At 69.2% G+C, this 13,648-nt stretch carries 19 protein-coding genes; 6 read left to right on the top strand and 13 right to left on the bottom strand.

Going from position 1 to position 13,648, the window contains the following annotated elements; genetic code table 11:
- The first annotated feature begins 27 nt into the window (after positions 1–27).
- On the top strand, positions 28–561 hold the full coding sequence (locus U3A55_RS07550; protein ID WP_330990875.1) for a mechanosensitive ion channel domain-containing protein: 534 nt from the start codon (positions 28–30) through the stop codon (positions 559–561).
- 48 nt (positions 562–609) lie between these two features.
- The gene (locus tag U3A55_RS07555) at positions 610–975 is read left to right on the top strand and encodes a HesB/IscA family protein (protein WP_330990876.1); all 366 of its coding nucleotides are present in this window, start codon (positions 610–612) and stop codon (positions 973–975) included.
- Here the strand turns inward: U3A55_RS07555 and U3A55_RS07560 are convergent.
- The 6 genes from U3A55_RS07560 to U3A55_RS07585 are packed head-to-tail and all read right to left on the bottom strand — an operon-like array spanning position 972 to position 5,545.
- Positions 972–1,169: a dodecin gene (locus U3A55_RS07560; RefSeq protein ID WP_330990877.1), complete on the bottom strand. Its 198-nt coding sequence runs from the start codon at positions 1,167–1,169 to the stop codon at positions 972–974. The genes U3A55_RS07555 and U3A55_RS07560 overlap by 4 nt on opposite strands.
- Before the next feature lie 31 nt (positions 1,170–1,200).
- Positions 1,201–1,839: a hypothetical protein gene (locus U3A55_RS07565; protein WP_330990878.1), complete on the bottom strand. Its 639-nt coding sequence runs from the start codon at positions 1,837–1,839 to the stop codon at positions 1,201–1,203.
- Complete coding sequence (locus U3A55_RS07570; RefSeq protein WP_330990879.1) at positions 1,836–2,600, bottom strand: hypothetical protein; 765 nt, start codon at positions 2,598–2,600, stop codon at positions 1,836–1,838. Before U3A55_RS07570 ends, U3A55_RS07565 begins: the two co-directional genes overlap by 4 nt.
- Positions 2,601–2,640: 40 nt before the next feature.
- Positions 2,641–3,561 (bottom strand): metal-dependent hydrolase, encoded by a 921-nt coding sequence (locus U3A55_RS07575; RefSeq protein WP_330990880.1) that lies wholly within the window; start codon positions 3,559–3,561, stop codon positions 2,641–2,643.
- A 55-nt stretch (positions 3,562–3,616) separates the two neighbouring features.
- Entirely contained in the window at positions 3,617–4,900 is a 1,284-nt protein-coding gene (gene hisD / locus U3A55_RS07580) for a histidinol dehydrogenase (protein WP_330990881.1), read from the bottom strand.
- A 39-nt stretch (positions 4,901–4,939) separates the two neighbouring features.
- Positions 4,940–5,545, bottom strand: a complete 606-nt coding sequence (locus U3A55_RS07585; RefSeq protein ID WP_330990882.1) for a class I SAM-dependent methyltransferase — start codon at positions 5,543–5,545, stop codon at positions 4,940–4,942.
- Between the two features lie 131 nt (positions 5,546–5,676).
- Here U3A55_RS07585 and U3A55_RS07590 point away from each other — a divergent pair, with 131 nt between their 5' ends.
- The 3 genes from U3A55_RS07590 to U3A55_RS07600 all read left to right on the top strand — a co-directional run bounded on the left by U3A55_RS07590 (position 5,677) and on the right by U3A55_RS07600 (position 7,614).
- The gene (locus U3A55_RS07590) at positions 5,677–6,864 is read left to right on the top strand and encodes a hypothetical protein (RefSeq protein ID WP_330990883.1); all 1,188 of its coding nucleotides are present in this window, start codon (positions 5,677–5,679) and stop codon (positions 6,862–6,864) included.
- 127 nt (positions 6,865–6,991) lie between these two features.
- Positions 6,992–7,273 carry a DUF433 domain-containing protein gene (locus tag U3A55_RS07595; RefSeq protein WP_330990885.1) on the top strand — a complete coding sequence of 94 codons (282 nt, stop codon included), beginning with the start codon at positions 6,992–6,994 and terminating at the stop codon, positions 7,271–7,273.
- The gene (locus tag U3A55_RS07600; protein WP_330990886.1) at positions 7,273–7,614 is read left to right on the top strand and encodes a DUF5615 family PIN-like protein; all 342 of its coding nucleotides are present in this window, start codon (positions 7,273–7,275) and stop codon (positions 7,612–7,614) included. The genes U3A55_RS07595 and U3A55_RS07600 overlap by 1 nt, the downstream gene beginning before the upstream one ends.
- 280 nt (positions 7,615–7,894) lie before the next feature.
- Here the strand turns inward: U3A55_RS07600 and U3A55_RS07605 are convergent, their stop codons facing one another.
- The gene (locus U3A55_RS07605; protein WP_227261948.1) at positions 7,895–8,122 is read right to left on the bottom strand and encodes a hypothetical protein; all 228 of its coding nucleotides are present in this window, start codon (positions 8,120–8,122) and stop codon (positions 7,895–7,897) included.
- A 106-nt stretch (positions 8,123–8,228) separates the two neighbouring features.
- Between U3A55_RS07605 and U3A55_RS07610 the strand changes: the two genes are divergently transcribed.
- Positions 8,229–9,188: a D-2-hydroxyacid dehydrogenase gene (locus U3A55_RS07610; protein WP_330990887.1), complete on the top strand. Its 960-nt coding sequence runs from the start codon at positions 8,229–8,231 to the stop codon at positions 9,186–9,188.
- Here the strand turns inward: U3A55_RS07610 and asd are convergent.
- From asd to cofD, 6 genes are read right to left on the bottom strand one after another with little or no spacing between them, the layout of a single operon-like run.
- Positions 9,185–10,216 (bottom strand): aspartate-semialdehyde dehydrogenase, encoded by a 1,032-nt coding sequence (asd, locus tag U3A55_RS07615; protein WP_330990888.1) that lies wholly within the window; start codon positions 10,214–10,216, stop codon positions 9,185–9,187. The two genes, U3A55_RS07610 and asd, sit on opposite strands and share 4 nt — an antisense overlap.
- Positions 10,217–10,266: 50 nt before the next feature.
- The gene (locus U3A55_RS07620) at positions 10,267–10,446 is read right to left on the bottom strand and encodes a 30S ribosomal protein S17e (RefSeq protein ID WP_145848469.1); all 180 of its coding nucleotides are present in this window, start codon (positions 10,444–10,446) and stop codon (positions 10,267–10,269) included.
- 24 nt (positions 10,447–10,470) lie between these two features.
- The gene (locus tag U3A55_RS07625; RefSeq protein ID WP_330990889.1) at positions 10,471–11,079 is read right to left on the bottom strand and encodes a DUF447 domain-containing protein; all 609 of its coding nucleotides are present in this window, start codon (positions 11,077–11,079) and stop codon (positions 10,471–10,473) included.
- Positions 11,076–11,912 carry a triphosphoribosyl-dephospho-CoA synthase gene (locus U3A55_RS07630; protein ID WP_330990890.1) on the bottom strand — a complete coding sequence of 279 codons (837 nt, stop codon included), beginning with the start codon at positions 11,910–11,912 and terminating at the stop codon, positions 11,076–11,078. Before U3A55_RS07630 ends, U3A55_RS07625 begins: the two co-directional genes overlap by 4 nt.
- Complete coding sequence (locus tag U3A55_RS07635; RefSeq protein ID WP_330990891.1) at positions 11,905–12,642, bottom strand: tRNA-dihydrouridine synthase; 738 nt, start codon at positions 12,640–12,642, stop codon at positions 11,905–11,907. Before U3A55_RS07635 ends, U3A55_RS07630 begins: the two co-directional genes overlap by 8 nt.
- Positions 12,642–13,631 (bottom strand): 2-phospho-L-lactate transferase, encoded by a 990-nt coding sequence (gene cofD, locus U3A55_RS07640; RefSeq protein WP_330990892.1) that lies wholly within the window; start codon positions 13,629–13,631, stop codon positions 12,642–12,644. Before cofD ends, U3A55_RS07635 begins: the two co-directional genes overlap by 1 nt.
- Positions 13,632–13,648: the final 17 nt, after the last annotated feature.

The following is a 13,648-nucleotide window of genomic DNA, read 5'->3' on the forward strand; positions in this document are numbered from 1 at the left end:
ATTCGCCCGCCAGCCCAAGCAGGGAGTATGGGACTCATCGAACAGACGGTCGCGGAGTTCGTCGACGGCGTCGTCGGCGCGCTGCCAAAAGTCGCGTCGGGCGTCGTCTTCCTCCTGCTGGCCGCCGTCCTCGTGACGCTCGTGGGGTATATCGTGAAGGCGTTCCTCCGCCGCGTCTTCGACGACCAGCCGCTGTACGTCACGTTCTGCTGGACCGTTATCGCGGTGTTCCTCTGGTTCGGCGTCATCCTGGGCTTCCTCGCCATCGTCGGACTGAACGACATCGCGGCCGCGCTCGGCACCGCCTCGGGCTTCCTCGCGCTCGGCGTGTCGTACGCGCTCTCGGGAATGATAGCGGACGCGGTCGCCGGCATCTACCTCCTGCGCGACCCCGACTTCAACCCCGGTGACACCGTCACCGCCGGCGACACCACCGGCACCGTCGAGGAGATAGAGCTCCGGAAGACCCGCATCGACGTTGACGGCGACACGGTGGTGCGCGCGAACGCCGAAATCGAGAAGAAGTGGACGAAGCGCGCGAACTCGAACGAGACCGAGTAGACTGCTGGGGGCGGCATCCTTATTCCGCTGGCCGAAGAATGGAGGAGTATGAGCACGACTGCCGAGTCCGGCGGCGACGGCGCGCCGGTCACGGTCACCGAGGAAGCAGCCTCCCAGGCCATTAGCCTCCTCGAAAACGAAGGTCTCGACACAGACATCGCGGGGCTCCGACTGTTCGTCCAGCAGGGCGGCTGCGCGGGGCTCTCCTACGGGATGCGGTTCGACGACGAACCCGAGGGCGACGACACCATCACCGAACACCACGGCCTCCGCGTGTTCGTCGACCCGAGCAGCCTGAAGTACATCGAGGGCAGCCAGCTCGACTACGAGAACGGCCTGCAGGCCGCGGGCTTCCACGTCGAAAACCCGAACGTCGAAGCCGAATGCGGCTGCGGCGAATCCTTCCGTACTTAATCGAGCCCGAACGCGACCTCGACTTCCGCCTGATACTCTCGATTCTCGACACTCCCTACTTCGACGCCCTGTTCGACGACTTCGACCCAGGAAACGTTGTCCAGCGTCTCTTCCGCGCGGTCGATTGCGTCGTCCACCGCGGCCTCGAAGCTCTCCTCGCTACGCCCGATAAGGGTGATTTTCTTGTAAACCACGCGTGCGTGTTGGTGGCATGGGACGTTAAAACTACTCGCCGCTGAGGTAGCGTTCGCGGACGGCGCTCGCCACGTCCGCGAGGTACGCGGTCCCCCAGATAGCGACGATAACGCCGCCGAGCGTGTTGTACACGAGGTCCTTGATGGTGTCCTCGAGGCCGTACTGGGTGAGCACGGACCCGCCCTGACCGAGCGCGCTCCCAGCTTGACTGAGCGCGAATTCGAGGACTTCCCAGAGTACGCCGAACGCGAGGACGACGAGGAGGATGAGCGCGAACGAGAACCGGGGTGGGAACTCGATGTCGTCGCTGTGTTCGTCCACGGCCCGGGTGAACGCGTAGCCCGCGCCGGCGACGAGCGACGAGGAGAGCGCGTGCGTGACGTGGTCCCACCACGCGATGTTCTGGTAGGGACCGAGGGTGCCGACGGCGTGCAGGAACGCCGCGAGCGTCATCCAGAGGACGAGGCCGGAATCCATCGGGAGGTTGTAGTCGCGCTCCAGGAGCGCAGGCACGTACGTCACGCTGAACGCGACCGCGCCGTTCACGATGATACCGGGATTACCCCTATCGAGGCCGACGAAGACGATGCCGACGAGCGAGAGCTGCATCGCGCGCGTGATGCGGCGCTGGGTCTGTTCGCTCACGCCGATGGCGTCGCGGAGTTTCATTCCGCGCCCTCCTCGATATCGAGGGCTTGTTCGACGCCCTCGGGAAGCCGGAGGTGGGCGTCGGCGCGCCGACGGAAGTAGCGTTCGAACACGATACCGGCGAGGAGTCCGATGAGAGTGGCGGCGACGAAGTCCCACATCAGCGTGTTCAGAGCGGCTTCCTCGACGGCCGGCGGAACGGAGAGCGCGGTCGACCCGGTGAAGGTGGTGCCGACGAACACGTCCGAGAGCCAGAGGAGCGTGTCGACGGCGCCGCCGTCAGCCACCTGGTCGGGTATCTCGGGGGACTCCGCGTAGAGGAAGTGCGTGTGGAAGAACACGTCGGAGAGCCACTGGCCGACGGCGAGCACGCCCGCGGTGGCGAGCGTGGAGAGAACGACGAACAGCACCGCGAACCACTCCGTCATGCGGACGGTGGTGAACACGTCGAGTTCGACGGCGACAACGAGCGCGAGCGCCGCGACGGCGAAGTAGGTCGCGAGGTCGACGACGAACGGCGTGTAGAGGAGGGCGCGTGCGAGGTCCGGGAGCAGCGCGAGCGCGAGCACCTCCCACGGCAGCATCACGCGGAGGTTCCGGTAGGCGAGCGGCGGGACGACGGCGAGCGTGGCGGCGACGAGCGTGAACCCGACCCACACCCAGTCCTGGTCGAGCGCGCTCTCGACGGCGACCAACGCGACGAGCGCGACGAGTAGCCACGCGAGCGCGGCGTTCAACTGCCGGTCTTCGAGGAGCGACTCCAGCTGTCCCGACTGACTCATCACGTTCGCTTGGAGCGCCCGGGTTACGAAACTTTGGGGGTCAGGCGGCGACGTACGCGATGGCGTACGCGAGCCCGGCGACGGTGACGGCGGCCAGTCCGGTGACCGCCGCGGTCGGGGGCGCGGGGAGGCGGCGCTCCCAGTCGGGGACGACGCCGACGAACCCGACGGCGAGCACGCTGAACACGAACTGATAGGAGGTGTCGAGCGTCGGCGGCGCGATGACGAACGCGGCGAGCGCGTACGCGGCACCGCCCGCGGCACGGACGTTCAGGTGCCGCCAGGGCGAGCGGTCGGTGAGGTGGAGGTAGGTGAGGACGCCGAGCCAGATAGCGGCGAGTTCGACGCCGAACGCGCCGAGGAGGTGGAGCGTCGGGTCCGCGGCGAGCGCGACACGACCGTCGAACACGAGGGTGTGGAAGGGATAGAGGAACTGCGGCGCCTCCCCCGTGAAGAGGTCGCCGAACGGATGGGTGACGAGGCCGGCGAGCGCGACCGCCGCGACTTCCCGAACGCCGAGCGCGAGCCGACGACTGGCGAGTACGGCGACGAGCGCGCCCGCGGCGACGTACACGGCCATGACGAACGCGCCGAGCGGGCCGCTCGCGACGGCGGCGACACCGACGAGCGCGAGCAGGACGGGCGCGGCGAGCCACCGGGCCCGGGAGTCGTGTGCGGCGAGCGCGAACCCGAGCGCGGCGGGGACGGCGACGACGAGCGAGTGCGTCATCGCGCGGTGCACCACCGTGGACGCGCCCCAGAACGCGTTCGCGGCGGCGAACGCGCCCGCCGAGTCGAGGCCGAGCAGGCCGGCCGGCGCGTACACCATGTCCACGTCGGGGACCGCGGCGAACGCGCCCGCGGCGACGCCGAGCGCGAGCGCCTCCGGTTTCGAGCGCCCGAGGCGGAGCGCCGCGAGGGCGACGAGGGCGAACGCGAGCGTCTCGTGGCCGACGAACATACCTAGCGAGAGTGGGTTCGGAAATATAAGTTCGCCGTCGCCGCGCGGCGTGGTGTCACTCCTCGTCCCGGAAGCGGGCGTCGACGCTCGCGGCGTGGCCTTCGAGGCCTTCGGCGTTCGCGAGCGTCGTCACGGTGTCCCGGATGTCGCCGAGCGAGTCGCGGTCGAGGCGCTGGACGGTGGTCGCGCGGAGGAACGTGTCGACGCTGAGGCCGCCGGTGACCTTCGCGCGGCCGTTCGTCGGGAGGACGTGGTTCGTGCCGGTGGCGTAGTCGCCGGCGGCGACGGGCGTGTACGGTCCGAGGAAGACGCTGCCCGCGTTCGTGATGCGGCCGAGGATGGCCTCGTCCTCGTCGGCCTGAATCGAGAGGTGTTCGGCGGCGTACTCCTCCGCGAACAGCACGGCCTCGCTCTGCGAGCGCGCGACGAACACGCCGCTCGCGTCACTCCGCAGGCACTCCTCGATGATGTCCGCGCGCTCGCGCTCGCCGAGCCGGGCGTCGATTTCCTCGCAGACGGCGTCCGCGGTGGCTTCGTCGTCGGTCACGACGACCACGGACGCGTTCGGGTCGTGTTCGGCCTGCGCGAGCGCGTCCGCCGCGACGAGCGCGGGGTCGGCGGTATCGTCAGCCAGCACCAGAATCTCGGACGGCCCGGCGAGGAAGTCGATTTCGACCTCACCTCGAACTTCGGCCTTCGCCGCGGTCACCCACTTGTTCCCGGGGCCGACGACGAGCTGGACGGAGTTGACGGTCTCCGTGCCGTACGCGAGCGCGCCGACGGCCTGCGCGCCCCCGACGGCGTACACGGTGTCCGCGCCCGCCGCGTGAATCGCCGCGAGCGTCACCGGGTTCATCTCGTCCGCGGGCGGCGTCGCCACCGCGACCTGCTCCACGCCCGCCACTTTCGCCGGCACGACGCCCATGATGGCCGAGGACGGGTACGCCGCCGCGCCGCCGGGGACGTAGACGCCCGCGCGCTCGATGGGGCGAAACCGGCGTCCGAGTTCGCGGCCGCCAAAGTCGTCGCGCCAGTCCTCGGGAACCTGGGCCTCGTGGAACTCGCGGACGTTCTCCACGGCGTCGTCGATGGCCTGCCGAGTGTCGTCGTCCAGGTCGTCGTACGCGCGCTCGGCCTCGTCGGTCACGTCGAGGTTCCCCACGTCGGTGTCGTCGAACTCGCGCGCGAACTCGCGGAGCGCCGCGTCGCCCTCCGCGCGAACCCGCGAGAGGATGTCGCGAACGTCCCCGCGAACCGCCTCCACGCCCGCGTCGCGTTCGAAGAGCGCGCGGCGTCGCTCGGGACCGAGGTCCGCGACGCGCTCCGGGTCGAGAGTCATACCGATATCGAGGCACGCGAGACGTGAAAACCGTTCGCCTCACCGCCGCCGCAGCACCGCGAACACCGCGGGCGTCGCGCCCCACCGCCGCTCGAACGCCGTCTCCTCGGCGTAGACGAGTTCCCAGCGCTCCGCGGGGAAGCGCTCGTGGAGTTCCGGGACGCTCACCCCGTACACGTCGCGCTCGTCCATTCGTCGGTCGCCCAGCACGCAGTAGAGGCCGCCCGAGTCGAGGACGGCATGGAGTTCGCGGACGAACGCGTCGCGCTCGCGCTCGCCGAGCACGTGAAACATCGCGGAGTCCAGCACGCTCCCGAACCAGAGGCCGGTGTCCGCGAACGCCGACACGCGGAGCGCGTCCCAGACGAGGAAGTGCGCCGAAACCCGCCGCCATCTCGCCTTCTCCCGGGCCTGCGCGACCGCCAGCTCGGAGAGGTCGATGCCGAGCACGTCGTAGCCGTGGCGCGCCGCGAACAGCGCGAGTTCGCCCGTCCCGCACCCCACGTCCAGCAGCGGGCCGTCGAGCACGCCCGACTCCACCAGCCGAACGAACGGCCGCTGCGGCCGCCCGATATCCCAATTCGGCACGCCCGCGTACGCCGCGTCGTACACCCGACCCAGCGGCCGCTCCACACTCACGCTCACCACGACCACCAGCCGTTCATACCGAACGGTCGACGGCCGCGACCGTAGTGGTTCCGCCGGCCGAACGGCGAATTGAGGGCGGCGGCCGACAGCCACCGGACTTTTACACAGACACCTGCCACGTGCATAGTATGAATTCCCCGACACGACACGCAGTCCTCGTCGGCTGCGTCGCCCTCCTCCTCGTCACCGCCGGCTGCAGCAGCGAGACGACCACCACCGAGACAACCGCACCGACGACCGGCGCGACGACACAATCGACCACCTCGACGACGACTGACACGACGACCAGCGCGACGACGACCGGGACGTGGTCGCCGAACGTCAGCGCGGAGCAGTACCCGCCGGGTGTCGCTGCGAACGGGACGCTCGTGAACGTCTCCGGGCTTCTCGACGCGCACTTCGCCGCGGTGGCGAACGAGTCGATGGTGATCACGCAGCGGTGGACGAACCCGAACGAGACAGTGGTTCGGAGCTACGCGCGCGGCGCGAGCCGGACGCCGTACTACAGCACGTTCGAACGCACGACCGACGACCGCCGAGTTACGGCAGAGTTCTACGAGACGGACGCGCGCGGGTACTCGCGGGCCGTCGTGAACGGCGAGACGCACTACGGGGTCGTGCAGGACTCCCTCACCAATACTCGCGCGTGGACGAACGACGATGCGTTCGGACCGGGGTCCGCGCTCCATCTGCTCCTCGCCGGCGGGAACTACAGCGTCAACGGCACCGTCGAACGCGGCGGCCGGACGTTCGTCCAGTTCACCGCCGACGAGACGTCGCCCGCTAACGGACTGTACGACGCCTACGAGGGGACGGTGCTCGTCACCCCCGACGGCGTCGTGCACGACATCGACGCCACGACGACCGCGGATTCCGACGGCGCGACGGTGCGCACCGAGCACTCGATAGCGCTCGACACTGACGCGGAGTGGACGGGGCCGCCGTCGTGGGTCGCGGACGTACCACACCTCTCGCTGTCGATAGTCGCGGACGGCCACGCGGTCGAACTCCGGAACACCGACGGCGGTGCGCTCCCGGCGAACACGACGCTCCACGTCGGCGCGTCCACCGACCCCGTCTGGGGTCCCAATCCTCCCGCGCGCGCCGGTGACGTGGCGGGCACAGTCACCACGAACGCCCGCCTCGAACCCGGCGAGGCCGTCTACGTGATCGCGACCGAGAACGGGTCGTCCTTCTCGCTCCACGACGACCCCGTGCGCGGCGACTACGCGTTCGGGTTCGCCGGCGTCTCCGGGACTGAACGGAACGTCACGTATCGACTGGTGGCGGGTATCAAGAACGCCACGAACGGCTGAGCGGCGTGGGTATCGAGTGAGAGGTCGCCTCCGACACTATCGGACGAGGTTCTACTAGTAGGCCCGGTGAACGTGAAATCGGGCAGAAGTCCAGTCGTTCAAGTATGATGGCGGCGTAGCGTACAGTATGAGCCAGGTGACGAGACGTATCGTGCGGGAACTCCACGACGAACCACATCTCGAAGGCCGACGGATTACTGTTCAATTCCTCAAAGAACAGGTCGAAGGTCGAGAACTCTCCCCGAGAACGGTCGCCGATCGCCACGACCTCGACGTGGCCGATGTCTATCGGGCGCTCACCTACTATCATGACCATCCTGAGGAGATGCGGACGATCGAACGCCAGCGGCAATCCGCCATCGAAGCCCACGACCACTTGACGACCGATCCCGACAGTGTGCGGGACTAATGGGGTATCGCATCCTCGCTGACGAAAACGTCGAGCGGGCGACGATCAACTACCCGCGGAAACTCGATCACAATGTCGAATGGGTCGGCGATATCGAAGAACTCGGCCTCGGGACTGACGACGGAGCGATCGCTACGTACGGACGCGAGACAAACCGCCTCATTCTCACGCAAGATGACGACTTCGTTACCCAGCCGGATAGTGGGGATACTGCTGGCATTCTCTTCCAGAAAGATCAGACACTTTCGGCTCAAGAGGTCGGAGACATCGTACACGAACTCTCCGGGTACATAGACCAGTCCGAGGTGACGCTCGAATACGTGAGTCGGAACTGGCTATAGATGCCATCTTCCCCGAATACGTGAAATGTGCGCCCGCGACACTAACGGCCGGCGTCATCCCGAGGCGGCGTGCCGCGTCGGCCGGGAAACCCTCGTGGCGGGCGAGCGATGGACGCTACCCCGGAGCCGTACTCGCCGGCTCCGAAACCGTTCCGCGGTCGCTTGCGCGACGAATGTCGTGCGCGCCGGGGTTCTCCAGTCGTCATCGCACCCTGGTAGGCTCGCTCAGGTGGGGACAAACGGCGCGCACGCAGGAGTAGGGAGCGTGTGGCTAAGAGGGCTACGCCTTCGCTTCTTCGAGGAGCGCGTACACCTGCTCGCGTGTCTCGCAGACGCCGCAGACGCACTCGGCGCGGCCGGCCTCGACGAGTTCGTCCATCGCGGTCGCGGCGTCCGCCTCCGAGATGCGGGCTTCGTCCGCTATCTCGCTCGGGGAGAGTGGGCCGCGGTTCGCGAGCACCACGCGCGCGAGTTTCGCGTGACACGAGAGGCTCGCATCGTCGCTCATACCCCGAGTGTTGCCGATGCCCGCCAAAAACCCTTGGCAAACCGGCGAACGCGGACGCGACGCCGCGACGGAAACGGATTAGGCGGCCGGGCGTCGAGACGCGAGTATGAGCAGTCGACCCACGATTACGGTGTTGCGCGCGGACACGCACGGCCTGTCGTCGCGAGAGTACGCGGACGCGCTCGAGGAACGCCTTCCCGACCACGAGATTCGGTACGCGGCGACCCCGCACGCCGAGCGCGATGCCGTCGCGGACGCCGATATCGTCACGGGCACGAGCATCGACACGGACCTGCTGGACGCCGCGAACGACATCGAACTGTTCGCGTGCGCGTACGCCGGCTACAACCACCTGCCGATGGACGCCTTGCGCGAGCGCGGCGTCGCGGTGACGAACGGCGCGGGCATCCACGCGCCCGGCATCGCCGAGCAAGTCCTCGGGTACGTGTTGACGTTCGCGCGGAACCTCCAGCAGGGCTTCCGGCAGTCCGAGCGCGGCGAATGGCGGCACTACCAGGCCCACGGCGAACTCACGGACGCGACCGTCACCATCGTCGGATTGGGCGCCATCGGGACGGAGGTCGAACAGCGCCTCCGGGGGTTCGGCGCGCACACCATCGGCGTCCGGTACACGCCCGAGAAGGGCGGGCCGACGGACGAAGTCGTCGGGTTCGACCCCGCGGACGTACACGACGCGCTCGCCCGCAGCGATTACGTCGTGCTCGCGTGCCCGCTCACCGAGACCACGGAGGGACTCATCGGCGCCGCGGAGTTCGAAACGCTCGAACCCGAGGCAGTCGTCGTGAACGTCGCGCGCGGCGGCGTCGTCGACACGGACGCACTCGTGGACGCGCTCCGCGGCGAGTCTATCCGGGGCGCCGCGCTCGACGTGACCGACCCCGAACCGCTCCCACCCGACCACGTGCTCTGGACGCTCAACAACTGCCTCGTCACGCCCCACAACGCCGGCCACACGCCACAGCACTGGACGCGGCTCGCGGACATCCTCGCGGAGAACGTGAACCGGCTCGCGGCCGACGAGGAACTGAAGAACCGCGTCGACTAGAGCCAGCCGTCGCGCGCGAGGAGTTCGCCGTTCAGGACGCTCGCGCCCGCGGCGCCGCGGATGGTGTTGTGCGCGAGCGTGTTGTACTGAATCCCGCTTTCCGTCTGCTGGATGCCGCCTGCCGCGACCGCCATTCCGCCGCCAAGCATCCGGTCGAGACGGGGCTGCGGGCGGTCCGGCTCCTCGAACACGTGAACGAGGGGGTCGGGCGCGCTCGGGAGGTCCTGCGTCTCCGCCTCGGCGAACGCCTCGGCGACCTCCGCCACGGTGGGGTCGTCGTCGAGTTCCGCCCAGACGTTCTCCAGGTGGCCGTCGAGGGTTGGGACGCGGTTGCAGGACGCCGACACGTCCACGTCGTGCCAATCGACTTCGGCGCCCGTGAACTCGCCGAGGAGCTTCCGGGACTCGGACTCCATCTTCGACTCCTCGCCGCCGATGTGGGGAAGGACGTTGTCGAGGATTTCCATTGACGTGACGCCCGAGTAGCCCGCGCCCGACACCGCCTGCAGGGTGGCGACGTGAACCGTGTCGAGGCCGAACTGGGTGAGCGCAGCGAGCGTCGGAACCATCGTGATGGTCGAGCAGTTCGGGTTCTTCACGAGCGCGCCGTCCCAGCCGCGCTCGTCGCGCTGCACCTCGATGAGGTCGAGGTGGTCCGCGTTCACTTCGGGAATGACGAGCGGCACGTCGTCCGCGGTGCGCTCGTTCGAGGAGTTCGAGGAGACGACGTAGCCAGCCTCACAGAAGCCGTGTTCGACGCGTTCCGCGACCGACGACGGGAGAGAGGAGAACAGGAGGTCCACGTCGTCCGGAATCGCGTCCGGGTCGGTCTCCCGGACTTCGAGGCCCGCCACGTCTTCCGGGATGGGCGTGTCGACACGCCACTTCGCGGCCTCCCGGTAGGATTTGCCCGCCGACTCGGGGCTCGCGGTGACGGTCGTCAGCTCGAACTCGTCGTGCTCCGAGAGCAACTGGATGAATCGCTGGCCAACGGCTCCAGTCGCCCCGAGTACGCCTACGTTTACCATACCCCTCTCTAGTCGGGAAGAACTTCAAAGCGCTTCGGTTGCGGGGAAAACTACTGTCGCTTGTGCGTGATGTAGCCCGCGATGCGGTTGCGGACTTCCTTCGACTCGATGTTCGTCAGTTCCACGACGGCGTCCTTATTGTGCTCGAAGTCCTCGCGGCTGAACGCGTCGGGGTATCGCTCCATGAGGATGTTCCCCGTCTTCTTGACGTAGTCGGGCTTGATGGCCATACCGGGGGTTTGTTCCGCCGAGCGTTAAAAGGATTCGTTCTCGTACGCGCTGTACTCGGCGACGAGCGCCATCGCCTCGCGCTCCCGCTCGCCCCCGCAGCGCTCGACCACGTCCGCGAAGTAGTCGAGACGCTCCCGGAGCACGTCCTCGTCGTACGCGGGCACATCCAGCCGCGACGCCGCCACCGTCGCCTCGACGACCGCGTAGTACCCGCGGTTCGTCGTCGCCACCGCCTCCCGAACGACCGCCGTCTCGACGGGCGTCAGCGCCCACTCCACCCACTCCGTTCCCCCCGACTCGCCCGACTCCACGCGCTCCACGGTCACCCGCGCCCACGCGTCCGCCGCGTCGAGCACGGGGCCGTCGGTCTCGTGAATCGAGAGCGCCGCCTCCACGAACAGCACGGGGTCGGTCGTGAACTGCACGTAGCCCTCCCCGCGGCGTTCGAAGTTCCCGCGCGTCCGCGTCCGCCCCCACGTCGTCGCCGTCGCCGGAGACGCAGTGTTCGCGTCGTCCGCGCCGCGTTTCGGCGCGTGCACCCCCAGTGCCGCGGCGTTCCACTTCTCGTTCGGGCCGCGGGTCGTCACGACGGTTTCGGTGACGCCGCGGAGGCGGGCGGGCCACTCGCTCATACGGACACTCCGCGTTCGAGCGCGACGAACAGCGCGGCGCTCGTGACGTCCGCGGTGGTTCCGGGGTTGATGTCGCGCGCCACGAGGTCGTCCGCGAACGCGGCGATATCCGCGTCCGGCGCGTCGAGCAGTTCGCTCGCCCGGTCGGATACCTCGCGCGCTACCTCGCGGCCGTGCTGGCCGGCGACGAGCGAGTCCGGTTCGTCCGCGAGGAGGAAGAGGAAGGCGTCCGTCACCCGGTCGAGTATCGACCCCGTGCCGGCCTCGATGCGGTCGGCGGCGGCGAACGTCCGCCGGAAGCCCGTCGTCCACTCGACGGCGTTCCCGTCCTCGGGCGCGCTCTCCGCCATGATATCGTAGAGGGTGAGGTCGCGGGCTTCGAGTTCGGGGACGGCGTCTCCCCCGCGGCGCACGTCGAGCGCGTCCGCGTCCTCGGGGAGGTCGGGGACGGAGACGTCGACGTGGTCGAACGCGCGATAGAAGCCCGCGGCGTCCGCGACGGTCGTGTGTTCGACGACGTGCGTGAGCGCTTCGGGCGTGAGGGCGCGCTCGCTCGCGGCGCGGACGAGCGGCACGAGGAGGAGGAGACAACCGAACTGGGTGTTCCCGCCCGACTGCTCGCTCATCCCCACGACCGCGCGCTCGAACGCCTCGCCGACCGGCGCGCCGGACTCGGCGTCGTCGAGGCCGGGACGCGCGCCGACCGCGCCCGCGAGGAAGTGCTCGAACCGCAAGTCGGGGAAGTCGCGGTGGCGGTCGACGTTCCCGGGTTTCGGCGTGCCCGCCACTTCGAGCAGCAGGGCGAGTTCCGCGTTCGCGCCGGGGCTACGCATCGAACCACTCCCGGACGGCGTCGTTCACTCGCGCGAGGACGCGCGGGTTGTCGCTCGGCCGCCCCACCGACACCGCGTCCGCGCCGTAGTCGAGGTACTCGCGGGCAGTCTCGCGGCCGCGAACGCCGTTATTCGCCACGATGAAGCCGTCGAACGACTCCCGGACGTCCCGAATCACGTACTCGGAGTCCATCGCGTCGACGTGCAGGCAGTCCGCGCCCGCCACGTCGAGTTCCCGGGAGAGCGCGGGCAGGTCGACGCCGTCGACCTCCGCGCGGACCTTCACCGAGACGGTCGCGCCCGCGTCGCTCGCGGCCGCCACCTGCTCGGCGAGGCGGTCGGCGTCCCGGAGGAGGGACTCGCCCGCGCCGGCGGCGCACATCTCCGACTGGCGGCAGTGCGCGTTCACTTCGAGGACGGCGTCGCGAGCGGCGCACTCGCGGGCGGCCGCGCGGAGCGGGGCGAGCGTCGTCGTCCGAACGTTGAACCCGCCCCGGAGGGGGGCGTCCGCGAGCGCGTCGAGTTCGCCCGCGAGGAAGTCGAGCGGGTCGTCGGGGAGGAACTCAGTCCGCTCGCGGTCGGCGACCATCTCGCGGGCCGCCGCGCGGGTCGCGTCGTCCAGCGCGAGCCCGCCGAGGAACGCCAGATCCGCGTACTCGCTCGCGGCGCGCGCCCACGCGGCGTCCGCGTCGCCGCTCAGGCTCGCGAGCGCGACCCGTGGCTCGAACACTACGCCACCTCCAGCGCGTCCGCGGCGGCCTCGGCGACGCGGCGAGCGTCCGCGTCGTCGTCCATCCGCGTGTCCGCTCGGACCGTGGGACGCGCGAGGTCCGTGCCGTCCTCGGTGTCGAGCACGAACGCGTCCGCGAAGTCGTAGGCGTCCGCGACCCCGCGCGTGCTCGCGTCGTACCCCTCGGCTTCCATGAGTTCGGCCGCCGGTCCGCTGAACACCTCGTCCTCGACGAACGGCGACACCGCCACCACCGTCGTCTCCCGGAGCGCGTCGCGCAGGCCGTCCAGCGCCAGCATCGGCCCGATGCTCGTAATCGGGTTCGACGGCCCGACCACCACCGGTCCGTCCCGCACGGCCGCGAGCGCCGCGTCGCTCGCCTCGGCGTCCGCAGCGCCCCGGAACTCCACGCGCTCCACCGGGGGTTCGGCGCGCTCCGCGACCCAGTACTCCTGGAAGTGGAGTTCGCGCTCGGGCGTGTGGACGATGCTCGCCACCGGGTCGTCACTCATCGGCACGACGTCCGCGTCAACGCCGAACGCGTCGGCGAGCGTCCGCGTCACCTCTGTCAGCGAGTGACCTTCGTCGAGGAGGCTCGTCCGGAACACGTGCACCGCCCGGTCCCTGTCGCCGAGTTCCATGAACTCCCACGCGCCCGAGAACCGCCGCCAGCGTGCAATCCGCCGGCCCGCGGTCTGCTTCTCGTCGGGGAGGTAGCGGGGTTCGGGGTCGATATCCGCCGCCTCGGCGAGGCGCGTCAGTTCCTCGTGCGTCTCCGTCGTGTCGCCCTCGATACCCCACCACGTCTCCCGGTCGAGCACGCCACCGCCGTCGAACAGCACGGTGTCGATGTCCGGGGAGACGAGGAGACCGCCGAGTTCCACGTCGTCACCCGTGTTCCCCACCACCGTGTGCGGGCCGTCGAACACCCTGCGCGCGCCGGCGAGGAGTTTCGGCGTCCCCGTGCCGCCGGCGAGAAACGTCACCATACCCGGGAGTGTGGCCG

The organism is Salarchaeum sp. III, from assembly GCF_036418315.1.
Classification (GTDB): domain Archaea; phylum Halobacteriota; class Halobacteria; order Halobacteriales; family Halobacteriaceae; genus Salarchaeum.

Bases quoted from the DNA above. Each gene is read 5' to 3' on its own strand.
- U3A55_RS07550 (WP_330990875.1), top strand. From the start codon at position 28: ATGGGACTCATCGAACAGACGGTCGCGGAGTTCGTCGACGGCGTCGTC.
- U3A55_RS07555 (WP_330990876.1), top strand. From the start codon at position 610: ATGAGCACGACTGCCGAGTCCGGCGGCGACGGCGCGCCGGTCACGGTC.
- U3A55_RS07565 (WP_330990878.1), bottom strand. From the start codon at position 1,839: ATGAAACTCCGCGACGCCATCGGCGTGAGCGAACAGACCCAGCGCCGC.
- U3A55_RS07570 (WP_330990879.1), bottom strand. From the start codon at position 2,600: ATGAGTCAGTCGGGACAGCTGGAGTCGCTCCTCGAAGACCGGCAGTTG.
- U3A55_RS07575 (WP_330990880.1), bottom strand. From the start codon at position 3,561: ATGTTCGTCGGCCACGAGACGCTCGCGTTCGCCCTCGTCGCCCTCGCG.
- hisD (WP_330990881.1), bottom strand. From the start codon at position 4,900: ATGACTCTCGACCCGGAGCGCGTCGCGGACCTCGGTCCCGAGCGACGC.
- U3A55_RS07590 (WP_330990883.1), top strand. From the start codon at position 5,677: ATGAATTCCCCGACACGACACGCAGTCCTCGTCGGCTGCGTCGCCCTC.
- U3A55_RS07595 (WP_330990885.1), top strand. From the start codon at position 6,992: ATGAGCCAGGTGACGAGACGTATCGTGCGGGAACTCCACGACGAACCA.
- U3A55_RS07600 (WP_330990886.1), top strand. From the start codon at position 7,273: ATGGGGTATCGCATCCTCGCTGACGAAAACGTCGAGCGGGCGACGATC.
- U3A55_RS07605 (WP_227261948.1), bottom strand. From the start codon at position 8,122: ATGAGCGACGATGCGAGCCTCTCGTGTCACGCGAAACTCGCGCGCGTG.
- U3A55_RS07610 (WP_330990887.1), top strand. From the start codon at position 8,229: ATGAGCAGTCGACCCACGATTACGGTGTTGCGCGCGGACACGCACGGC.
- asd (WP_330990888.1), bottom strand. From the start codon at position 10,216: ATGGTAAACGTAGGCGTACTCGGGGCGACTGGAGCCGTTGGCCAGCGA.
- U3A55_RS07620 (WP_145848469.1), bottom strand. From the start codon at position 10,446: ATGGCCATCAAGCCCGACTACGTCAAGAAGACGGGGAACATCCTCATG.
- U3A55_RS07625 (WP_330990889.1), bottom strand. From the start codon at position 11,079: ATGAGCGAGTGGCCCGCCCGCCTCCGCGGCGTCACCGAAACCGTCGTG.
- U3A55_RS07630 (WP_330990890.1), bottom strand. From the start codon at position 11,912: ATGCGTAGCCCCGGCGCGAACGCGGAACTCGCCCTGCTGCTCGAAGTG.
- cofD (WP_330990892.1), bottom strand. From the start codon at position 13,631: ATGGTGACGTTTCTCGCCGGCGGCACGGGGACGCCGAAACTCCTCGCC.